General features: G+C 47.5%; 20 protein-coding genes and 1 tRNA gene. 13 read left to right on the top strand and 8 right to left on the bottom strand.

The window, feature by feature from the left end:
* The first annotated feature begins 66 nt into the window (after window positions 1-66).
* From EYB58_RS05295 to EYB58_RS05255, 9 genes are all read left to right on the top strand, one after another.
* Window positions 67-2,187, top strand: a complete 2,121-nt coding sequence (locus tag EYB58_RS05295; RefSeq protein WP_111956381.1) for a ribonucleoside triphosphate reductase — start codon at window positions 67-69, stop codon at window positions 2,185-2,187.
* 21 nt (window positions 2,188-2,208) lie between these two features.
* Complete coding sequence (locus EYB58_RS05290) at window positions 2,209-2,940, top strand: anaerobic ribonucleoside-triphosphate reductase activating protein (protein WP_111956383.1); 732 nt, start codon at window positions 2,209-2,211, stop codon at window positions 2,938-2,940.
* A 25-nt stretch (window positions 2,941-2,965) separates the two neighbouring features.
* Window positions 2,966-3,793, top strand: a complete 828-nt coding sequence (locus EYB58_RS05285) for an EFR1 family ferrodoxin (RefSeq protein WP_111956385.1) — start codon at window positions 2,966-2,968, stop codon at window positions 3,791-3,793.
* Between the two features lie 140 nt (window positions 3,794-3,933).
* Complete coding sequence (gene dnaN / locus EYB58_RS05280) at window positions 3,934-5,055, top strand: DNA polymerase III subunit beta (RefSeq protein WP_111956387.1); 1,122 nt, start codon at window positions 3,934-3,936, stop codon at window positions 5,053-5,055.
* On the top strand, window positions 5,052-7,466 hold the full coding sequence (gene gyrB / locus EYB58_RS05275; RefSeq protein WP_111956389.1) for a DNA topoisomerase (ATP-hydrolyzing) subunit B: 2,415 nt from the start codon (window positions 5,052-5,054) through the stop codon (window positions 7,464-7,466). Before dnaN ends, gyrB begins: the two co-directional genes overlap by 4 nt.
* A gap of 168 nt (window positions 7,467-7,634) precedes the next feature.
* Window positions 7,635-8,177 carry a single-stranded DNA-binding protein gene (locus EYB58_RS05270; RefSeq protein WP_111956391.1) on the top strand — a complete coding sequence of 181 codons (543 nt, stop codon included), beginning with the start codon at window positions 7,635-7,637 and terminating at the stop codon, window positions 8,175-8,177.
* A 165-nt stretch (window positions 8,178-8,342) separates the two neighbouring features.
* The gene (lhgO, locus tag EYB58_RS05265) at window positions 8,343-9,551 is read left to right on the top strand and encodes an L-2-hydroxyglutarate oxidase (RefSeq protein ID WP_111956393.1); all 1,209 of its coding nucleotides are present in this window, start codon (window positions 8,343-8,345) and stop codon (window positions 9,549-9,551) included.
* Window positions 9,552-10,044: 493 nt separating this feature from the next.
* Window positions 10,045-10,524 carry a chemotaxis protein CheD gene (locus EYB58_RS05260; RefSeq protein WP_111956397.1) on the top strand — a complete coding sequence of 160 codons (480 nt, stop codon included), beginning with the start codon at window positions 10,045-10,047 and terminating at the stop codon, window positions 10,522-10,524.
* Window positions 10,521-11,369, top strand: a complete 849-nt coding sequence (locus tag EYB58_RS05255; protein WP_111956399.1) for an HDOD domain-containing protein — start codon at window positions 10,521-10,523, stop codon at window positions 11,367-11,369. Before EYB58_RS05260 ends, EYB58_RS05255 begins: the two co-directional genes overlap by 4 nt.
* A gap of 234 nt (window positions 11,370-11,603) precedes the next feature.
* Here EYB58_RS05255 and hisF read toward each other — a convergent pair whose 3' ends face one another.
* The 3 genes from hisF to EYB58_RS05240 all read right to left on the bottom strand — a co-directional run bounded on the left by hisF (window position 11,604) and on the right by EYB58_RS05240 (window position 14,661).
* Complete coding sequence (hisF, locus tag EYB58_RS05250) at window positions 11,604-13,196, bottom strand: imidazole glycerol phosphate synthase subunit HisF (protein WP_111956401.1); 1,593 nt, start codon at window positions 13,194-13,196, stop codon at window positions 11,604-11,606.
* A gap of 627 nt (window positions 13,197-13,823) precedes the next feature.
* Window positions 13,824-13,921, bottom strand: a tRNA-Sec gene (locus tag EYB58_RS05245).
* A gap of 110 nt (window positions 13,922-14,031) precedes the next feature.
* Window positions 14,032-14,661: a 5' nucleotidase, NT5C type gene (locus EYB58_RS05240; protein ID WP_111956403.1), complete on the bottom strand. Its 630-nt coding sequence runs from the start codon at window positions 14,659-14,661 to the stop codon at window positions 14,032-14,034.
* A 178-nt stretch (window positions 14,662-14,839) separates the two neighbouring features.
* Between EYB58_RS05240 and EYB58_RS05235 the strand changes: the two genes are divergently transcribed.
* On the top strand, window positions 14,840-16,240 hold the full coding sequence (locus EYB58_RS05235) for an ATP-binding cassette domain-containing protein (protein WP_111956405.1): 1,401 nt from the start codon (window positions 14,840-14,842) through the stop codon (window positions 16,238-16,240).
* A gap of 114 nt (window positions 16,241-16,354) precedes the next feature.
* Here the strand turns inward: EYB58_RS05235 and EYB58_RS23840 are convergent, their stop codons facing one another.
* Window positions 16,355-16,441: a hypothetical protein gene (locus tag EYB58_RS23840; protein WP_242637644.1), complete on the bottom strand. Its 87-nt coding sequence runs from the start codon at window positions 16,439-16,441 to the stop codon at window positions 16,355-16,357.
* Between the two features lie 485 nt (window positions 16,442-16,926).
* Here EYB58_RS23840 and EYB58_RS05225 point away from each other — a divergent pair, with 485 nt between their 5' ends.
* Both EYB58_RS05225 and EYB58_RS05220 read left to right on the top strand, forming a co-directional pair.
* Window positions 16,927-17,283 (top strand): cytochrome c3 family protein, encoded by a 357-nt coding sequence (locus EYB58_RS05225; RefSeq protein ID WP_111956407.1) that lies wholly within the window; start codon window positions 16,927-16,929, stop codon window positions 17,281-17,283.
* Between the two features lie 46 nt (window positions 17,284-17,329).
* Entirely contained in the window at window positions 17,330-17,908 is a 579-nt protein-coding gene (locus EYB58_RS05220; protein ID WP_111956409.1) for a lipid-binding SYLF domain-containing protein, read from the top strand.
* A 61-nt stretch (window positions 17,909-17,969) separates the two neighbouring features.
* Here the strand turns inward: EYB58_RS05220 and EYB58_RS24405 are convergent, their stop codons facing one another.
* From EYB58_RS24405 to EYB58_RS05200, 4 genes are all read right to left on the bottom strand, one after another.
* Complete coding sequence (locus tag EYB58_RS24405; protein ID WP_249060448.1) at window positions 17,970-18,527, bottom strand: ATP-binding cassette domain-containing protein; 558 nt, start codon at window positions 18,525-18,527, stop codon at window positions 17,970-17,972.
* A 28-nt stretch (window positions 18,528-18,555) separates the two neighbouring features.
* The gene (locus EYB58_RS05205; protein ID WP_111956411.1) at window positions 18,556-19,689 is read right to left on the bottom strand and encodes a branched-chain amino acid ABC transporter substrate-binding protein; all 1,134 of its coding nucleotides are present in this window, start codon (window positions 19,687-19,689) and stop codon (window positions 18,556-18,558) included.
* Window positions 19,690-19,802: 113 nt separating this feature from the next.
* The gene (locus EYB58_RS23835; protein WP_242637568.1) at window positions 19,803-19,949 is read right to left on the bottom strand and encodes an ABC transporter ATP-binding protein C-terminal domain-containing protein; all 147 of its coding nucleotides are present in this window, start codon (window positions 19,947-19,949) and stop codon (window positions 19,803-19,805) included.
* A 24-nt stretch (window positions 19,950-19,973) separates the two neighbouring features.
* Window positions 19,974-20,456 carry an ABC transporter ATP-binding protein gene (locus tag EYB58_RS05200; RefSeq protein WP_242637567.1) on the bottom strand — a complete coding sequence of 161 codons (483 nt, stop codon included), beginning with the start codon at window positions 20,454-20,456 and terminating at the stop codon, window positions 19,974-19,976.
* Between the two features lie 218 nt (window positions 20,457-20,674).
* Between EYB58_RS05200 and lexA the strand changes: the two genes are divergently transcribed.
* The gene (gene lexA, locus EYB58_RS05195) at window positions 20,675-21,313 is read left to right on the top strand and encodes a transcriptional repressor LexA (RefSeq protein WP_111956413.1); all 639 of its coding nucleotides are present in this window, start codon (window positions 20,675-20,677) and stop codon (window positions 21,311-21,313) included.
* Window positions 21,314-21,315 lie beyond the last annotated feature (2 nt).

Raw genomic sequence — 21,315 nt, 5'->3', positions numbered from 1 at the left:
GGGAGTCCCCCGTCTGCATTCTCATCAGAGTATGTGAATATCAATCAGATTTCAAGAGGTAGTCAGATGTTTGAACAAATCAAAAAAAGAGACGGACGGATAGCTGCGTTTGATTCTTCTAAAATAACAAATGCTTTGATCAAAGCAGGTGGAGCAACAAAAGAATTCAACGGCAGGGAAGCCCAAAAATTGACCATGCGGGTACTGACCCTTGCCCGGGACCTTCACCTGGGGGCCATTCCCGAGGTAGAGGATATTCAGGATATTGTGGAACGGGTACTTCTGGATTCCCCATTTTACAAAACCGCCAAGGCATACATTATATACAGGGAGCAGCACAACCAGATCCGGAACATTGCCATCAATGAAAACGTCGGCCTCATGGAATCTTACATCAGCCGCATGGACTGGAAGGTCAGGGAAAACTCAAATATGAGCTACTCCCTCCAGGGACTGAACAACTACATCTCCTCGGATATCACAGCCGAATACTGGCTTAATAAAATCTATCCGCCTACCATCCGGGATGCCCATTATAGCGGAGACATCCATGTCCATGACCTAAGCCTTCTGTCCGTATACTGTGTGGGCTGGGATCTGCAGGATCTTCTACTTGAAGGATTCAAAGGCGTGGCCGGCAAAGTAGAATCCTCTCCGCCCAAACATTTCAGAAGTGCCCTGGGCCAGGTCGTAAACTTTTTTTATACCTTGCAGGGAGAAGCGGCCGGGGCCCAGGCTATGTCTAACTTTGATACCTTGCTGGCCCCTTTTGTCCGGTATGACAACCTTGAATACAAAGAGGTCAAACAGGCGTTGCAGGAATTTGTTTTCAACATCAATATTCCCACCCGGGTGGGATTTCAGACGCCTTTCACCAATATCACCATGGACCTGAACGTGCCCGCCATGCTCAAGGACACCCCTGTCATCATTGGCGGAAAACATCAGAAAGAGACCTATGCCGCATTCCAGGATGAGATGGACGTGGTCAATGCAGCCTTTGCAGAAGTGATGATGGAAGGCGATGCCAAGGGCAGGGTCTTCACCTTCCCCATTCCCACCTACAACATTACTGCAGACTTTAACTGGTCCAATCCCAAACTGGAAAATATCTGGAAAATGACGGGTAAATACGGAATTCCCTATTTTTCCAACTTTGTCAATTCCGATATGGACCCCGAGGATGCACGCTCCATGTGTTGCCGGCTTAGATTAGATAACCGGGAACTGCGTAAACGTGGCGGCGGGCTTTTCGGTGCAAATCCATTGACCGGTTCCATCGGAGTTGTTACCTTGAATCTGCCCAGGATCGGGCGCCTTGCCCAGGATGAGGCTGATTTTTTCAACCGCTTGGATAAACTGATTGACATCAGTGCCGAATCGTTGGGCATCAAACGTAAAATTCTTGAAAAGTTCACCGAAGGCGACCTGTACCCCTATTCAAAATTCTATTTGCGACAAATTAAGGAAAACACCGGCGTTTACTGGCGCAACCACTTTTCCACCATCGGCGTTCTCGGCATGAATGAAGCCTGCCTTAATTTCCTGGGCACGGACAGTGGCATTGCCACCCCCCGGGGCCAGGCCTTTGCCATCAAGGCCATGGATCATATCCGAAGCAAAATAGAAAGCCTGCAGGAAAGTACCGGTGAAATATTCAACCTGGAAGCAACCCCTGCCGAAGGCACCACCTACCGGTTTGCCAAACTGGATAAAAAGAAATTTAAACACATTGTCTGCGCCAATGAAGAAGAGTTCAAAAACGGCTCCGACCCCTTTTACACCAACTCCACCCACCTGCCGGTAAATTATACCGACGACTTGTTTGAGGCACTGGAACTGCAGGACGAACTGCAGACCAAATACACCGGCGGTACGGTTCAGCATCTGTTCCTAGGTGAGGAGGTCTCTGACATTGAGGCGGTTAAACACATGGTGTCCAAGGTATCCAACACCTTCCGTCTGCCCTATTTCACCCTGACGCCCACCTTCAGTGTCTGTCCCTCCCACGGTTATATTTCAGGGGAACATGCCAAATGCGAAATCTGCAATGCCGATACGGAAATCTACTCCCGGGTAGTGGGCTATCTGCGGCCGATAAGCCAGTGGAACAACGGCAAGCAAACGGAATTTAAGATGCGCAAGACCTATTCTGCCCAGACGGTGGCGGCAAAGATTGCGTCATAACCTTTTAGAAAGTATAATCACATGTATATTGGCGGATTTCAAAAAAATTCCCTGATTGATTTTCCGGGAACCATTGCTTGTGTGGTGTTTACCCGGGGGTGTAACTTCACCTGCCCCTACTGCCATAATCCGGATCTTGCTGCCGGAACTGTCACGCCCGAAGGGGGCGGCAGTTCCGGTGGTTTGGGTTTGAAGATCCCGGATCAGAAAGAGATTCTGACCTTCCTGGAAAAACGGAAAGGCATGATTGAGGGGATTGTCGTTACCGGCGGAGAACCCACCCTGCAAGCGGATCTGATTGATTTTATCCAAACGGTCCGGCAGATGGACTATAAAATCAAGCTGGACACCAACGGTACGGCCCCCAGGGTCCTGGACGCACTTTTTGACCAGGGCCTTGTGGATTATCTGGCCATGGATATTAAAACAGATACGGACCACTATCCCATGGTAATGAAGAACCCCGGGCATCTGAATCGGGTAATGGAAAGTATTTCTTTGATCATGAAAAAATCACCGGCGTATGAATTCAGAACAACATGTGCAAGACCGTTTGTTACACCGGTTATCATGGAAAATATCGGCAAAATGATCCGGGGGGCGGCATCCTATATACTTCAGCCGTGCTCCCGAGACGTAGATGTGCTGGATCCGGATTTTGCCACCGTGGATGATCATTTTTTAAGCGCCGATGACATGGCGGCATTAAAGGCTGCCGTGTTACCCTTTGTGGAAAACACCAGGATACGATAGAACACAAGATATGGAGACTTCCGGCATGAAAAAAATTACCCTTATATATTTCAGCCCCACCAAAACAACCGAAACAGTGCTTAGGGCCATAACCCAGGGTCTTGCCCAAAATCTGGAAATCAGTGACTCTGAAATCACCGCTATCAACTTCACCCCTCCAAAGATCCGGGACACCGTGCTTGCGCCCTTTGATGGCAATGATATTGTACTGCTGGGGGCACCTGTCTATGCTGGCCGCCTGCCCGCAGATGCCGCTGATTTCTTTAAAAAACTGACTGCTGTCAACACCCCGGCCATACTCACAGTGGTCTACGGTAACAGGGCATATGATGATGCGTTGCTGGAACTTAAGGATGTTGCGTCGTCATGCGGATTTATCCCTGTTTCCGGGGCGGCCTTTATTGGCGAACATTCATTTGCAAGCACAGAGATTCCCGTTGCCATGAACCGGCCGGATGAGAACGATCTAAAACAGGCCGCAGACTTTGGCGCCGAGACCGGAAATATGCTCAAAAAGACCAATGATTTAAAGAAAATTTCCGCTTTGAAGGTACCGGGAAATTTTCCGTACAAGGAGGGCATGGGCAAGGGTGCCCCTGACTTCATTGAGGTAACCGATTCGTGCACGAACTGCGGGATTTGTGCCACGGCTTGTCCATCAAATGCCATTGATGCGGAGCGCGGGTTTGCCACCATTGCTGAAGACTGTATTCTCTGCTGCGCCTGTATCAAGGCATGTCCAGAAGAGGCAAGATTGATGAAGGACGGCTCCATCAAGGATAAGGCCAGGTGGCTGAACGAAACCTGCTCAACGCCTAAATCTGTCCAAATCTTTTTTGCCACGGAGCCCTGAAATTTTTATCTGACCCCACCCGCCCTGAACAGGCTTATAACGCAGCACATCAAGGCGGGCGTCTCTGCCATTTCTCTTGATAAATCAGACAGTTTATTATAGACTTATTCGGTTTAACAGAAGATAAAAAAGGATTCTAAATGAAATTTTCCTTCAATAAAAAGGATATCCTGGAAGTTCTGGCAAAAATTCAGGGTATCACCGGCAGAAAAACAAATTTAAAAATCACCTCGGATCTTTTGATCAAGGCGGTTGAGTCAAAGATAACCATCACGGCCAATGACCTTGAAACGGTTTTCACCGGGACCTATGAGGCGCAGGTTGAAAAACCGGGAATTTTGTCTATCAACTCAAAAAAATTCTTTGAAATCATCAGGGAATATCCCAATGAAAATATCTGCATCAATGAGGTTGAAAACCGGTGGGTTGAAATAGGATCCGGGGACAGCGTTTACCACATTGTCTCCTCGGATTATGAAAATTTTCCTGAAACCCCTGTGATTGAAAACGTCGACTTCATAGATATTGCCGCCAAAGACCTGAAAAAGATGGTGACTGTCTCCTCTGTGGTGGGATATCAGAACGACGAAAAAAGGATCTATGTCCTGGGCTCCCTGATTGAAAAGGCAGAGGTTGAAGGACAGGACATGCTGCGGATCGTTTCAACGGATTCAAGAAGACTTCACTGTTTTGACGCGCCGTTTACAGGGGATCTTGATCTGGGAAGTTCCCGGGTAATCATTCCCAAAAAAGGGCTGACCGAACTTGGAAAATTCATTGATTCTGATATAGAAACCATCAAGGTGGGCGTCAAGGGCAATCATTTCGTGTCCCAGCGCGCCAATGAATCCATCATGATCAAACTGCTTGAAGGCGACTATCCGGACTACAAGCTTGTCATTAATTTCGAGGGCATGATCCCCATTGAAGTTGAGCGGGCAATGTTTCTAACACTGATGAAACGAGTTTCCATCCTTACCTCGGAAGATTATAAAAGCGTTATATTCAACTTTACGGAAAATAGCCTGGCCGTTACCATCACTAACCCTGAGATCGGCGAGTCAAAAGAGCAGCTCATGGTTGGTTTTTCAGGCGAAGAGATAAAAAGCGCCTTTAACCCCAGGTACTTCATGGATGCCCTTAATCTATTCGGAGACGAAATTGTGACATTGAACATCAAAGACAGCAAAAGCCCCTGCATCGTTAAAAGCATGAAAAACAATAACCTTATTTGCGTAATAATGTCCATACATCTATCATGAATAAAAACCAAGGGAATAAAGATTACGGCGCAGGCGACATCAAAGTTTTAGAAGGCCTTGACGCTGTCCGGAAAAGACCGTCCATGTACATCGGCAACGTGGACCTTGAAGGCCTGCACCACCTGGTATATGAGGTGGTGGACAATTGTATTGATGAAGCCATGGCAGGATATTGTGACACGATTTTTGTCACCATCCACGAGGATCTGTCGGTGAGCGTAGAGGACAACGGCCGGGGTATCCCGGTAGGGATGCACGAAACCGAACATATACCGGCCTGCGAGGTGGTCATGACCAAATTGCATGCCGGCGGCAAATTCGATAAAGACGCCTATAAAGTTTCCGGCGGCCTGCATGGTGTGGGTATTTCCGTTGTCAATGCCCTATCCGAGCATCTGGTCATGGAGGTGTTTAAAGACGGTAAAATCTATCACCAGACCTATTCCAAAGGGCACAAACTCACTGAACTTGAAGTCCTTGGTGATACGGAAAAACAGGGGACACTGATTACGTTCTCCCCTGATTTCACCATTATGAATAAAAACGAATTTAGCTATGTCACCCTGTCCCGGCGTATTCGGGAACTGGCCTTTTTGAACAAAGGGATCAGGATCGTCATAGAGGACGAACGTTCTGCCCAAAAGGATGACTTCCATTATGAAGGAGGAATTGTCTCCTTTGTGGAATACCTGAACCGATCCTGCACCCCGCTGCACGATCCCATTCATATTGAAGGGGATAAAAACGATGTCCAGATAGAGGTGGCCATCCAGTACAATGATACCTTCAAGGAGAAATTGTACTCTTTTGCCAACAATATCAGGACCATTGAGGGGGGAGCCCATGTATCCGGGCTTAAAGGGGCCCTGACCCGCACGGTGAATGCCTATATTTCAGGCAACACCAGTCTGCCCAAAAATATGCAGAGCATCAAGATCAGCGGTGATGATATGCGAGAAGGCCTATCCGTTATCGTATCGGTCAAACTCATGGAGCCACAGTTTGAAGGTCAGACCAAGACAAAACTGGGCAACAATGAGGTTAAGGGCATTGTTGAATCCCTGCTAAATGAGAAATTGGGCCAGTTTTTGGAAGAAAATCCCAATGTCGCCAAAAAAATTATCGCCAAGGGCGTGGATGCGGCCCGGGCCAGGGATGCGGCCAAACGAGCCAGGGAGCTTGCCCGTAAAAAAGGGACATTGCTCGATTCCACGTTGCCGGGCAAACTTGCCGAATGCCAGTTTGCCGATCCTGCAGAGCGTGAACTGTTCCTCGTGGAGGGCGATTCTGCCGGCGGGTCTGCCAAACAAGGCCGGGATCGGCGCTTCCAGGCCATCCTTCCCTTGAAAGGCAAAATTCTCAATGTGGAAAAGGCCCGGTTCGACAAAATTCTTCGAAGCGACGAGATTAAAAATATCATTACGGTGCTGGGTACAGGCGCGGGCAGGGAAGAGTACGACATAGAGAAAATCCGCTACCATAAGGTGGTTATCATGACGGATGCGGACGTGGACGGCTCGCACATCCGGACCCTGCTTCTCACTTTTTTCTACCGCCAGATGCCGGACCTGATCTCAAGTGGATACCTGTATATTGCCCAACCCCCGCTTTTCAGGGTGGGATCAAGGAAAAACGGCATATACCTGAAAAATGAAACCGAATACGCCGATTATCTGATTCGCAGAATTTCATCCCAGAAACAGATTGTGATCAATGGACACGACACGCCCCTGACCGAGGATGAATTCTATGCGTTTCTGCAAAACATGACAGATTACTACAACAGCATGAACCAGCTTCACAAACGTGATTATGATACGGATCTTCTGTTTACCCTGATCAGGGAAGGGGTCAGTTCAAAACGCTTCCTGGAAGAAAAAACCAACCTGGAAGCCTTATCCGCTATGCTGAAAGAAAAAGAATACACCCCCCAGGAAATCGAATTTGATCAGGAACGCAGCATTTATGAAATGGATATTCTGGACAACACAGGGCAGACAAAACTGCTGCGTGTGGGAAGAGAGATTCTTAGCACCAGCGACTACCAGAAAATGCGCCAGGCCTATGAAAAAATAAAAGACTTGAACCAGCCACCCTTCTCCATGTCCTCAAGGGCGGCTGATGCAAAAACAGTAACGACCCTTGATGATTTAAACGGCCTTTACGAATATCTCATGGCCGAAGCCAAAAAGGGAATCAATATACAGCGTTATAAAGGTCTGGGTGAAATGAACGCGGACCAGCTGTGGGAAACAACCATGAATCCGGAAAAGCGGATTATGCTGAGGGTGGATATTGAAGATGCGGAAAAAGCTGACGAGATATTTACCCTGCTCATGGGTGAAGAGGTGGAGCCCCGGCGCAATTTTATCCAGAAGCATGCGTTGGAAGTGTCTTCCCTGGATTATTAATTGTTTGAACCAAAAGTCACCCACCTGCGGCGTTGCAGAAAAAGTTGCAATCCTCACAACCATGAGGTTGCTCCGGTTGCAAATTTTTTTGCGTCTTGCATCTGGGCAACTTTTCATCCAAACACAAGTTTCCTCAGACACTAATTTAGATAAAAAGGAGATTTAAATATGGCAGGTTTAAATAAGGTCATCCTCATCGGTAATTTGGGAAAAGATCCTGAAATCAGATATTCCCAGCAGGGATTGGCAGTGGTGAATTTCCCACTTGCCACCACCGAAGTTTGGACCGACAAAAATACCGGGGAGCGCCAGGAAAAAACCGAATGGCACAGGATTGTAGTATTCGGCAAACAGGCTGAAACCTGTGAAAAATACCTATCAAAAGGCAGGCAAATTTATATAGAAGGTCGGCTGCAGACCAAGTCATGGGAAAAAGAGGGCCAGACACATTACACCACGGACATTGTCGTTTCAAACTTCATGTTTCTGGGCAGCCGGGATGGCGGCGGCCAGTCTGGTCCCGGGCCTGGCCCCGGGGGATCAGGTTACCAGAGAGGCGGCGGATATCAGAATCAGCCGGACAACGGCGGTGGGGGTGGATATGCCCCGAACCGGCCGGCGCCCAATTCGGATAATTTCCAAGGCCCTGCCCAGCCGGGTATACCGGACGGGGGCACCCCACCCATCCCGGATGATGATATCCCGTTTTAGCTAGTACCAATATCAATACTGTAAACTTTTCTGCTAAAAGCCCTTTTATTAAGGGCTTTTTTACTATTCAGCTCAATGAATCGCAGAAGTTCATAAAACTTGCAGTCCTTATGGGAGCACGGCTGAGTCATGTTTTTGATAAGGGCTGGAAATAGAGAAATAGACATGAAACGTATTAAAACAGATTTAGTGATCATCGGCAGCGGAATAGTGGGGGTTGCCACTGCCCTGCAGTTAAAAACAAAATTTTTGAATCAGGACATTATTATTCTGGAGAAAGAGAGTGACTGCGCACATCACCAGACAGGCCACAACTCTGGCGTGGTTCATGCCGGGGTCTATTATGAACCCGGAAGCCTGAAAGCTGAGTTCTGTAAAAAAGGCGCAGCGATCACAAAAGAGCTCTGCCTTCAAAATAACCTGCCCTTTCAGCAGTGCGGTAAGATGCTGGTGGCAACCAGTGACCTGGAAATGGAGCGGATGGAAAATCTGCGCAAAAGATGCATTAAAAACAAAATCAACATCAGAGAAGTTTCGCAGACACAGCTCAAAAAAATGGAGCCGAACATCATAGGAAAAGGGGCTTTGTTTGTAAAGGATACCGCCATTACAGATTATATCGCAGTGACCAGGCACATGGTAAACATGTTTAAAGCGCTTGGCGGCAAGATATATTACAATGCAAACGTTACTGATATAAAGGAATCCGGCCGGGGGGTTATGGTGAATGCCGGGCCAGTGACCCTGGAGGCTTCCAGACTGATCGCCTGCGGCGGACTTATGGCAGACCGGCTCACCAGAATGATGGATATCGATGTGGACTTCCGGATTATTCCTTTCAGAGGAGAATATTACCAGCTTCCCGTTGAGAAGCAGGGCATAGTAAAAAGACTGATATATCCTATTCCAGACCCTGAGCTTCCTTTCCTTGGTGTGCACCTGACACCTATGGTGGACGGCGCTTTCACCGTTGGTCCGAATGCTGTTTTAGGATGGAAGAGAGAGGGATACGGCAGTATTAACTTCAGTATCAAAGATGTTCATGAGATGATGAAATTTTCGGGATTCTGGAAGGTTGTAAAAGCCAACTTAAAAAGCGGGATAAATGAGATGATAGACTCTGTATATAGGAGAGGGTATCTGAAACGAGTGCAGAAATACTGCCCGCAGATTGAGCTGAAAGATTTAACACATTATCCGGCAGGCATCCGAGCGCAGGCGGTGATGAACAACGGATCTTTGGTTCATGATTTTCTTTTCGCAGAGACAGAAAGGTCGCTTCATGTGTGTAATGCTCCTTCTCCGGCGGCTACATCTGCCATGCCCATCGGCGAGTACCTTATGAAAAAAGCGGCTGAAAAATTTGGCCTGTAGACACACGTTTTAGCCGGAACCAATCATTTTGACTGGATTATCTTTTTCAAAAGACATGGAAAACGGCATGGACGCTTTTCATAACTCCCCTTGTCAGGAAAAAGCCTCAATAGAGCTTTGCTGGGAAGGAAACGCTAATTGACAAACATTTGAACAATGATATAAAAGAGAGAGGTTTTAAAAAATAAAAAGGACGTCTGACGCAGTCGCTCTCTCGCTGCTGTCTCCTTGCAGGATCTGTTCTATTTTTTGGAGAAAACGTCCCGCCAGAAGAAATCAACCGGAACCTGGCCAGGTTTAAACTGTAAACATGTAAACGGAATCGAACGCCAATGGTTACATTTTATTTACGATCTTGACAAAATTTATTATAATACCTTGAAAATACAATATACAATTTTAAATTGTAAGAGGGTTGGTAATTATATCTTTTTTGATTTTTATCATATGAGAATGCATCCTGCCGGCACTTATTTTAAAAAATCGAGGTAACATGGAACATATCGTAGGTGTAGCAGCTATGAAAGTCAGCAACCAGCCCGATGATACCATTGTGACATACTCGCTTGGTTCATGCATCGGGCTTGCAATATATGATCCCCAAGCCGGAGTAGGGGGAATGCTTCACTATATGCTGCCGAATTCCGCCATTGATACCGTAAAGGCAGAAAGCAATCCGTTCATGTTCGCAGATACCGGTATTCCAGAGTTGTTCAGACAGGTATCTGCTCTGGGTGCCGAAAAATCCAGAATAAAAGTTTTTGTTGCAGGCGGAGCTGAAATTATGGACCAGGAAGGTATTTTCAATCTCGGCAGACAAAACTATTCAGCACTAATGCAGATATTGACCAAAAACGATGTTGCCATCTGGAAACAGGCTGTGGGGGGGTATTCAAACCGGACAGTAAAAATGGAAATCGCCTCCGGAAATATTTATCTGAAAACATCCGGATTAGGGGAGGTGCGGTTATGACCAGCCTGCAAGTACTGATCAAGGAAATAAAAAATCTAAAACCCATCCCTGCTGTAGTCACCTCCCTTTTGGGAATCGTGGATGACCCCAATGCATCCATGAAAGACATTACCAAAATTATCCAATACGATCCTGCCATTACCGCAGATATCCTTCGAACGGCCAATTCCGCATACTTTGGTTTGAAACATCCTGCTGAAACCATCGAGGAAGCAGCTACCATGATAGGCACTGATCAACTTGTGGACCTGGTAATGCTCAAGGTAAGTGCCCAGGTAACCAACGGCAGCCAGGAAGGTTATGATTTGCACGAAGGCGCGTTATGGAAGTATTCCGTATCGTCGGCCCTCATTGCAAAACAGGTGGCCGGCCAATTAGACCTGCCCAATAAAAACAGCATATTCACAGCCTCGCTTCTCAAGGATATGGGTAAAACCGTTCTAAATAAATTTGTTCAGGATGCCTTTGAAAAAATTTACAATCTGGTGATCAATGAAAATTTCAGTTTTATGGAGGCTGAAAAGCAGATTATTGGCGTAAACCATGCCGAGCTTGGTGGTATGATTGCCAAAATGTGGCAATTTTCTCCTAAAATGGTCGGCATCATCCGAAATCACCATCTTACCAGCGAGACCATGGTCAGGGACAAGGATATCGCTGTGGTCTATTTGTCCGATTGCATATGCATGATGATGGGCATGGGAGTCGGGGCGGACGGACTTGCTTATCGATTCCACCGGCAGGCCATGGAACATATTGGCATTTCAGCCGAAGATACATTAAAAATAATTGCTGAGTTCACCTGCCGGATGGGGGAAGTAGAAGCACTGTTAAAGGTTGCCTGAATCTTTAATCTAATAGCCATGGGCTGAACCTAAGGACCGCAGATTAAATAACTTGAACGAAATAGCTTGCCTTTTGGCCCATCTACTTCGTTGCATCAAAGGCCCCATAGGCCTGCTATTCAATCTTTAATGCGCCTTGTAGATGAACCAACATTCGGCGTTATTTCTGCCCAACTTATTTAATCTGCGGTCCTAAGTGCGATACCAGGTTAGCCCGTGGCTTTTTATATAGGGTTACTTTCGTACCTCAATACCCTGTTCGGCAAGATGCTGTTTTACTGCCTGAATGGGTACTTCTTCCCTGTGAAAAATACCCGCAGCCAGTGCAGCTTCGGCCTTTGTACATTTAAACACTTGGGCAAAATGCGCTTCACACCCGGCACCGGAAGAGGCAATCACCGGGATGGTGACATTGCTGCGCACGGCATTTATCAGGTCCAGATCAAACCCGGAATTTGTCCCGTCCTTATCTATGCAGTTGAGCAGGATTTCACCGGCCCCCAGTTCTTCACAGGCCCGTGCCAGGGCCACGGCATCAAGATCCATGGCTTTGCGGCCACCGCTCACCGTACACTGATACCAGCAATATGCTTCACCGTTGGGGCCTTTTTCCCCGGATGTTACCTTGACCACATGGTGTTTGGGGACATCTTCCGGGCTGGTTACCCATGCCCTTTGGGGATCAACGGAAATCACCACAGCCTGGGCCCCGTAAACCCTTGAAATCTCCTCAATAGCAGATTTCTTTGTTTTCTGCCCGGACTCAAGGTATGCCATGGCAATATAAACCGCATCCGATCCAATGGAAATTTTATCCGCACCCGCCCTGAAATACCGGGCCGCAACATCCAGGGACGAATAGTGCCGACCCTGGTCATCTGTAAATTCCCGGATACCGCCGCCAATGGTCAGGGGAACAAACACTTGTTTTGAGGTTTGTTCCAGGACCTTTAGCATAGGCATATCCTCCAGTGGGAAATCCCTGAATCCTGTTATATTTAAAAAAGTGATCTCGTCAGCGCCCTGCTCGTAATATTTCCGGGCCAACGCCACTGGTTTGCCAAGATTTCTGACGCTGCCCGCTTCCCTGACATCGTACTGATCCCCTTTGGTGACCACTAAATCCCCATTGTCGTTGGACCGGACATCCAGACAGGCAATCACCCGTTTTGACAAACCTTTGGACGGTATGTCAGCGGCCCCCCGGGCTTTAAGGCTGTCTGAATGAATGAAATTATCAAGCAGCTTCATGCCGGCAGTCCCGCTTTTTTCCGGATGGAATTGGGTACCGATGACATTGCCCTGCTGCACAGCCGAGGCATAGGGGTAATCATAGGTGGTAGTGGTCAGGATGACCTCCGGGTTCTCGGGCACGATGTGATAAGAATGGACAAAATAAAATTTTGTATCCGGGTCTAGCCCGTCAAGAAAAGGTGAGTCCTGTTTGATGTGGATGCCGTTCCACCCGATGTGGGGCACGGCCAGTTCAGTTCTAAAGCGTTTCACCCGGCCTTTAAAAAAACCAATGCTCTCATTGCTGGAGACCAGTTCTTCCTCACTGCCTTCAAACAGGGCTTGCATGCCCACGCAGATACCCAGAAACGGCCGGTCAGCGTTGAGATATTTGCGCAGGGGCTCAACAAATCCGCGTTCATGAAGGATTTCAAGCATGGCCCCGTAATTTCCCACACCGGGGAAAATCAGCCTTTCAGCTGCCAGGATATCTTCAGGTTTTTCAACCATTTTAATGCTGCCGCCCATCTTTTCCACAGCATTGATCAGGCTGCGGACATTGCCGGCCCCATAGTCTAATACGGTAATCTTCATAATTTTATTCCAGCCGCTGTTGTTATTAACATTTCTCTCCTCGCTTTCTCAGACGTTTTCTTGAATGGGGCATACTCAATGGTATATCTGGGAAACCTGCAAGCATAATCATATCCTTCTTTAATTATAATAACGCTATAACGTCATGTCGTCAAATTTCTTTGCGCAATTCATTATATTACATTGAATGAAGTAAATTAGCTGGTATTGGCTTAACAAGTTGCCAAGTTGTTGATGAATTTTTTACGTTCCATAACTGGGAATGCGCCCTTTTTCATTGCGCACAAAATAATGGACTGAGTCTTGAAGTTAGCCTCAACCTTCTTGGCCATTTCCAGAGTATTGACTTGCTTAGACTTCCATTTGCCATTGGAGAGCGTGATTCTAACGTTGAAAAGTTTATTTGTTCTTAGATTGTTGCCACACTTGCATCTTGAAGTTTGTATGTCTTATAGCATGCTGGACAGCACAGATCGATTGCCATATCCCTATAGCTTTCCAGCTCTGTCCCACAGTCAACTTTGATGATAAAAGCCGGGGTAAACATAAGGTAACTGGGCATTATAGGATGGATGTTACTGAATCGTAATATTGATTGTATTTGGAAGAATTTCAATATGATAAAAATGGCGGAAGCACATGGGAATCGAACCCACCCGGGACGGTATTAGCGCCCCACATCGGATTTGAAGTCCGAGGGCCCCACCAGTGAGCCGCGTGCTTCCGCAATTTATATAAAATATACTTTTAGTTCTTTGCTTGTCAATTTGTTTTAAAAGTCCCAACAAATATGCGCGGTGCAGATATTGTTTCTTTCGTTTCTGCACCAAAGAATTTACTCATATTCTTCAAGTGCCAATTCTTTGACCATGGGGTAAATTTCGTTCCAGGAGATACACCGAATCAAGTTGTCGTGTATGGTGCACTTCCGGTTCCAGGGCTTGTGGATCAATGCCGTGGACACCCCCATGTCCCGGGCCAGGAACAAAGCCATGTCCGGGGAATCTTCCACGGCCAGATCGTAATCCATCATGGACAACTCCTCTTTTGAAATGGCCAGGGACATGTCATTTCCGGGACGATTGTATTTATCGACCATGATAAATCCCCTGAAAGGCACCCCATTTTTTTTAAGCCAGGCCAAGGTCGCATCCTGGGCCGAGGTCGGACGCCCGGTTACAATATCAATGATATGGCCTCTATCAGCCCAGGCCTTCAGGGTCTCAACCGCCCCTTCCACCGGATCAAATCCCAAAAGAAAATCAGACTGATGAACCAGGTCGAAAAAATATTGAAACTCATTATCCGTCAATTGAAAACAAAGTTTCAAATCAAAACCGGTTAGGTCTTCAAGAGACACGGTCTTACCGAACTCCTGGGCCACAACATCCGGATAAGTTTCTGTGGTTCTGGACACGACATCATCCACATCCACATATATCGTTTTGGGTTGAAAACCGATCACTTGTTTACCCTTTTCTGTTACACATTCAACACGGTATTATGTTCCACTGAAGGCTTTTACCAGAATATCAGGTGTTTTGCAAAATCAATTGTTCAAATACGGAAAAAGCGGCATTGGCCCCGTCTCCCATAGAAAATTCAGGCTTGCTGAAATGCCGTAAAACTGGTTGAATACAGCCATGAAAATTGAAAATGTAAAAACATCTAATATACATATTCCTTTGTTTGAAGCGTCACCCGGGCAGTTTTGGTGTATCCTGGGCCAAAATCGGTCCGGGATTGATTCCTTTTTCAGTCTGTTGTCCCCAGATCACGCAAAAATTCCGGAGGCTAAAATTTGTCTGCCCAAAGATATGGGCATTTTTTCCTTTGCCCGGCAGCAGGAGGTCTTTGAACAGGAACTCAAAGATGACGATACTGATTTTATGGACCGTCTGGACCCGGGTACCTTTGCCCGGGCCTTTATCCATAATCCGGATCAATACACGGATATGATCCGCGCCTTTGGTATGGATCAGGTCCTGGACCAGGGCTATCGGCAGTTGTCCACGGGCCAGACAAGAAAATTGCTGCTGCTTTCCAGGATCGCCTCGGGCAGTCAATGGCTGTTGATACAATCTCCCTTTGACGGCCTGGATAAGGCTGGGTGCGGGCAGCTTGATCTGGCACTGGAACATTGCAGGGTTTGCGGGATGGGCATTCTGGCCTTTGTTTATGATCCCGGGGATATTCCCCCCAGCGCCACCCATATTGCGGTGATTGAAAATGGGCACATGACCTTTCAAGGGTCTCGACAGGACATATTACCCAAGGTTTTTGAATTGCAGGGGCAGGCGAACTTTTCAGCGGACGTCAATGATCTAAAACCAGCAGAAACTGCTTTTTCCCAAGACGCTGTGCCCGGAAAAATGCCGCATTCAAAGGAACTGGTCAGACTGGAAGACGGCCATGCGGGGTATTCGGGCAGGCCTGTTTTCTCCCATCTTAACCTGTGCATACCTGCGGGCGACCATACCCTGGTGTCAGGCCCCAATGGATGCGGTAAATCAACCCTGCTGCAGGTGATCACAGGCGATCATCCCGCCTGCTACCGGAACCGGTTGTGGATATTCGGCACCCGCCGGGGCACCGGGGAGTCCATCTGGGAGTTGAAAAAAAGGATGGGCATTGTCAGCACGGATCTTCACCGCAACTACCGGGTGGCCGGCAGCGTTCTGGACTGTGTGATATCCGGTCTTTATGATACCATTGGCCTGTACCAGCACCCAGGGCCTGAAGATGAAAAAAAAGCCTTGGCCTGGCTGGAACGAATCAGCCTGGCAGATAAGGCAGAAGCCCCTTTCCGTAGTCTTTCTTATGCAGATCAGCGACTGGCACTCATTGCCAGGGCCCTGATAAAACTGCCCGATCTTCTGGTGCTGGACGAACCCACCCATGGGCTGGATCGGGCCAACCGCAATGCGGTCCTGGATTTTTTAGGTCAGGTGGCAACGGAACAATTAAGCACCATTTTATACGTCAGCCACAGGGAGGATGAGTTCAGGCATTTTTTTGTCTCCCACATTCGCATGGGAAATTAGTGTTTGGTGGATAAAAAAATATCAGAAGAAGATCCACAAGGAGCACCAGTAAAAAAGGAACAACACGGCGGCTCACAGCCCCGATACTTTGTCCGGTAACACTTGCCGAGACAATCAGGCAGAGTCCATGACCCAGATTTTCAACCCATTGATATCTTCGGGGGTATTTATGGGCCTTTTACTGTTGGTCAGATTCCTCAATTTGTTTTCGGAAAAAGCAGATCTCTTTAAACCCGGAAGTTTCAAGGCTTTTTAAAATTTGTTGGCCAAAGGGCCGTCCAGAATTTCATTTGCCTGCTTATGATATTTTAAATATAAAAGGATAGTTGATCACCCTGACGATGGGACCAAAGAGCCCGCCCGTTATAACGCCCATCTGGATCTGCTGAGGATTTTGGTTTCATTGTCCACGGAGGCGGAGTGATACATTGTATATCAACACCCAAGCTCACCCCACAACAAACCACGAAAGTAATGCAACAACTTATTGTGACGGTCATGTGGACTTTGCGCTAATTTATTTAAAGTATAGCGTATAGTCAAGGGATCAGAAATGCTGGGAATAATCACGAAGTCACCTTTTCTTGTTTTTTCCCGAACATCTGTGGTAATAATTTGGTCAGATTCTTTTCGAGTCCCTTAGTCTTAGTCCCTTAATTCGGTAACATTAAAAAAAGGACAAAAAAATGAACAAAAAAGTGATCACAACTTGCCTTGCCGCCTGCAGTATAGTTGCAGGACTGTCATTGATTCCGGTGTCCGGCATAATGGCCCAGGATCCCGGCCGCCCTGAACTGACCCTGAACGGCGGCAGCAAAGGCCCTGTCTACTTTAAACATCAACTTCACCAGGCCGTTGTCGAGGATTGCGCCGTTTGTCACAAGGATTTTGAAAAAAAAACGGGCGCTTTGGATGACGCAAAGAAGACCGGTGCGCTTAAGGCGAAACAGGTGATGAATAAAACTTGTCTTGTCTGTCATAGAGCAAAAAGAAAGGCCGGGGAAAAATCCGGACCTACCAGTTGCAACGCCTGCCACTCCTGATAGGATTGCCCGACATACTACCCCAACCTTTAAAGGAGAGTCACTAATGAAATCCTCAAAATTTTCTATTATTATGCTGACAGGTCTTTTCGCTTTTTTTTGTACTGTTCCGGCGTTTGCGGATTCATGCACCAGTGCGATTCATGTGTTTAAAAGGGCCGAGGCGGTCCGGCCTTTTTTTGAAAGCTGCTATGGCTATGTCGTGTTTCCCACCGTGGGCAAGGGAGGCTTCGTTGTCGGAGGCGCCTATGGCCAGGGCCGGGTTTATCAGGACGGTCTGATCACCGGTACCGCCACCATTACCAAAATTACCGTTGGGTTTCAGCTGGGTGGGCAGGTGTTTTCTGAAATCATCTTTTTCCAGGACAAACGGGCCTATGATGAATTTACCAACGGGTCATATGAATTTGATGCCTCGATTTCAGCCGTAGTGGTTACTGCAGGGATCCAGGCCAAGGCTGGCAGTGATGGCGGAACAGCCGGAGCCAGTGCTGGCCCGGCCACGGGAATACAGGCAGAAACAGGGTATTATAAAGGAATGGCTGTGTTTATTCACGCCAAAGGCGGCCTGATGTATGAAGCCGCCATTGGCGGGCAGAAATTTGATGTCAACTTATTTAAATAAACACTTGTCCGCATAAAAATACAAACAAAAACGGCCCAAGGGATAAACACTTTGGGCCGTATTATTTTAAAAGCTGTTGCTTTTTACATCTTCTTGAAATATAGGCACTGGCTTTAACAATCCCGCAGATGGTCATCAATGTTGTGGATTTGCCTGCGCCATTAGCCCCGATCATCGTCACGATTTCTCCGGGCATGACTTTTATGGACACCCCTTCAAGGGCCTTGATGGACCCATACCCGGCGTGGACGTTTTTCATTTCAAGTATTGGCTGTTCACTCATGGGCCTATCCCTCCTTTTCTTCAGACCGAAAATCAGCATACGGTAGGATTCAAACTGGCGGAAAGCCTCGGGTAAAGCGATCAGCGCAATAACACCCAGAATAACGCCCGGAATAGACCCCATGCCGCCCAGAACCACCATGCACGGCACCATGGCGGATTCAACACACTGATGGCCACATCCGTGCCGTAACGCCCGGCAAGCTGGGGATAGGCCAGGGCAAAAATCAGCAATACCGCCAGCCAGACTCAGGTCGGCAGGGCCGTGGCAATGGGAGCATATTAAATATATGTACCCATTGACACAACGAAGAAGGCGGATGAAAAGGCAAGCCATATGGCAGGGTTTGTTTTGCACTTGGGCCTTATTTGAGCAGGCCTTTTGCAGGATCCCAGTAAGGGACAAACTTGCCGTCTATAACCTTGAAGGCAATGTAGGAAGACCCTGAATCGCCTTTTTTGTTGAACTTTATGTGCTTGGAAACACCCTGATAATCCAGTTTCATCAATTCTGCTTTCACTTTGGCAGGATCTGTGGTACCGGCAGCCTTGACCGCTTTCATATAAGCCATGGCACAGTCATATGCATAGGTGGCATAGGCAGCAATTTTGCCGTATTTGGGAACATAACGATCTGCAAATGCTTTATATTCCGGTGTTGTCGGGTCGGTATATCCATACGTCAGGTAAACGCCTTCGGCGGCGTCCTTGGCCACGTCCATGTACCGGGGCTGGAAAACGGCATCATTGGTAACGATCTGGGATTTCAACCCCAGGCGTTTAGCCTGCAGGGTCATCATCGCAGCCGGGGAAAAACCTTGTAAAGACATATAGTACACGTCTGCATTGGATCTTTTGACAAGTGTCAGGATCGCAGAAAAGTCTTTGTCACCCTGGTTTACATGTTCATGGGCCACAACATCGACGCCCATTCCTTTGGCAGATTTTTCAATACCGTCTGCAAGGCCCTGGGAATATGTGGTTTTGTCGTCAACGATAAAAAGGGTTTTGGCTTTCAGTTTTTCCTTGATGAAACGTACAGCAGCCGGGGCCTGGTCATCATCACGGCCAGCCATACGGAACATATAGGCAAGTCCGCGGTCCGTAACCATCTCATTAGTGGAGGCCGGGGTAATCATGATGATATTTTCTTTATCCAGGGTTTCAGATGCCGGGATGGTGGAAGAAGAGCAATATGCACCCACAACGCCGGTGACTTCTTCGTTGATCAGCTTGTTGGCTGCAGCAACCGCCTGGCGGGGGTTGCATGCCGTATCCTGGGGGACCAGCTCTATTTTGTCATATCCGGGAATTCCGCCTTGTTCCACCATAACCCCAATGGCAGTGAGTGCGCCATTTTTGATGTCTGTACCCGTAGAGGTATAGGGGCCTGTCAGCGGACTCATGGATCCGATTTTCAAGGTTTTTGCGTACACGCTGGCTGCAAGGCAGGTAACCAGGAACAGGCCTAAAACTAAAATGGAAATAACTTTTTTCATTTTTCCTCCTAAAAAAAATTTATAAGACAGTCTGTCTAACCTCCACAGGTTCTGCAACTTTTGTTGTGGGGCAGGGCTGGGTGTTGATTGACCCGGCCGGCCCATGGCTGTTATTAATTGGCCGGCTGACCAAGATCTGCCTCTATTACATTGGGATCCTTCTGAATCTCAGAAGGAGATCCTTCAGCAATCTTCACACCATGATCAACACAAACAATATGTTCACACACACCCATGGCCACTTTCATGTCGTGTTCCACTAAAAGCACATCAATGCCAAGATCTTACATGCGCGCAATATCATGCATCAATTCTGCAGACTCACTGGGATTCATACCGGCTGCAGGTTCGTCCAAAAGCAACACCTGGGGTTCAGACGCAATGGCCCGGGCGATTTCCAGGCGCCGCTGCAGGCCATAGGGTAGATTGGAGGCCACGGTGTCTGCATATTTATCCACACCCATAAATTTAAGAGCATCCAACGCTTTTTCCCGAATCCAGGCTTCTTCCCGTTTCTGGGACGGGGTGTGCAGGATAGAGCCGATAATTCCTTTTCCCGTCCTGCAATGCCTGGCCACCATGGCATTTTCAACAGCCGTCATGGCTGAAAACAGACGAATATTTTGAAACGTTCTGGCAATGCCTTTTTCAAAAATGACATAGGGACGTTTGCCCTTGATGCCGTTGCCGATGGTAAAACTCAATTTGGACAAAGCAAGGAGCCCGCCAAACCGTACACTGATTTTTTTAAGTTCTAATTGAGCCATCGTAAATCCATTAAGGTTAACATCTTAAAAATGATTCAAATAGCATCGCACAAATTGTTCCATAGGTTTGTTTTCTGTAGCTCATTGAATTTTGGTTTGTCAATATTTAACTTTACCTACACATTTTTATAAATATTCACAAAAAGATTAACATTAACATTTACATTAAGCTCAACTTTTGACATGGTATTAAGAATCAACGGGAAGGAACAGCAAACATGAGGCCAAAACTTACAGAAAAACAAAAAAAAGTCATGGGCTTTTTAACGTCCTCGCTTGGGCAATCCGGAGAGGCGCCAAGTCTTAGAGAGATGGGCAAAAGCCTTGCCATTAGCCATGCCGCCGTGGCACAAACACTGAAACTGCTTGAAACCAAAGGGTATATCCGCAGGCTGGGCCGGTACAGCAGAAACATCGTTATCCTGGAAGAAACCGGCGTTACGGACGCGGATCATCGCAAAAAGATTGTCCCCATTGTGGGACGGATCACGGCAGGGCTTCCCATCTATGCCACCCAGGAGTGGGACGGCAGTCTTGTGGTGGATGATACCCTGTATCCCGGCGACAACCTGTTTGCCCTGAAGATCCAGGGCCAGTCCATGAAAGACGCGGGTATCCTTGACCGGGACATTGCCATCTGCAGACCCCGGCAGTATGCCGTGGACAGGGAAATTGTGGTGGCCCTGATCAACGGGGAGGAAGCCACGGTCAAACGGTTTTTTCTGCATGCCGACCACATTGAACTGCGCCCGGAGAATTCTGCCTTCAGTCCCCAGACCTATGGGTTTGACGATATCATGATCCAGGGTAAGGTGATCGGCATTATTCGCTCCGCCCAGGTTATGGAAGGGGAATAGCC

Source organism: Desulfobacter hydrogenophilus, assembly GCF_004319545.1.
Classification (GTDB): domain Bacteria; phylum Desulfobacterota; class Desulfobacteria; order Desulfobacterales; family Desulfobacteraceae; genus Desulfobacter; species Desulfobacter hydrogenophilus.
Note: the sequence above shows the minus strand (reverse complement) of the source record. Positions and strands in the feature narration are given on the sequence as shown.

Coding starts and splice junctions, on each gene's coding strand:
- EYB58_RS05295 (WP_111956381.1), top strand. CDS start 67: ATGTTTGAACAAATCAAAAAAAGAGACGGACGGATAGCTGCGTTTGAT.
- EYB58_RS05290 (WP_111956383.1), top strand. CDS start 2,209: ATGTATATTGGCGGATTTCAAAAAAATTCCCTGATTGATTTTCCGGGA.
- EYB58_RS05285 (WP_111956385.1), top strand. CDS start 2,966: ATGAAAAAAATTACCCTTATATATTTCAGCCCCACCAAAACAACCGAA.
- dnaN (WP_111956387.1), top strand. CDS start 3,934: ATGAAATTTTCCTTCAATAAAAAGGATATCCTGGAAGTTCTGGCAAAA.
- gyrB (WP_111956389.1), top strand. CDS start 5,052: ATGAATAAAAACCAAGGGAATAAAGATTACGGCGCAGGCGACATCAAA.
- EYB58_RS05270 (WP_111956391.1), top strand. CDS start 7,635: ATGGCAGGTTTAAATAAGGTCATCCTCATCGGTAATTTGGGAAAAGAT.
- lhgO (WP_111956393.1), top strand. CDS start 8,343: ATGAAACGTATTAAAACAGATTTAGTGATCATCGGCAGCGGAATAGTG.
- EYB58_RS05260 (WP_111956397.1), top strand. CDS start 10,045: ATGGAACATATCGTAGGTGTAGCAGCTATGAAAGTCAGCAACCAGCCC.
- EYB58_RS05255 (WP_111956399.1), top strand. CDS start 10,521: ATGACCAGCCTGCAAGTACTGATCAAGGAAATAAAAAATCTAAAACCC.
- hisF (WP_111956401.1), bottom strand. CDS start 13,196: ATGAAGATTACCGTATTAGACTATGGGGCCGGCAATGTCCGCAGCCTG.
- EYB58_RS05235 (WP_111956405.1), top strand. CDS start 14,840: ATGAAAATTGAAAATGTAAAAACATCTAATATACATATTCCTTTGTTT.
- EYB58_RS05225 (WP_111956407.1), top strand. CDS start 16,927: ATGAACAAAAAAGTGATCACAACTTGCCTTGCCGCCTGCAGTATAGTT.
- EYB58_RS05220 (WP_111956409.1), top strand. CDS start 17,330: ATGAAATCCTCAAAATTTTCTATTATTATGCTGACAGGTCTTTTCGCT.
- EYB58_RS24405 (WP_249060448.1), bottom strand. CDS start 18,527: ATGGCTTGCCTTTTCATCCGCCTTCTTCGTTGTGTCAATGGGTACATA.
- EYB58_RS05205 (WP_111956411.1), bottom strand. CDS start 19,689: ATGAAAAAAGTTATTTCCATTTTAGTTTTAGGCCTGTTCCTGGTTACC.
- EYB58_RS05200 (WP_242637567.1), bottom strand. CDS start 20,456: ATGGCTCAATTAGAACTTAAAAAAATCAGTGTACGGTTTGGCGGGCTC.
- lexA (WP_111956413.1), top strand. CDS start 20,675: ATGAGGCCAAAACTTACAGAAAAACAAAAAAAAGTCATGGGCTTTTTA.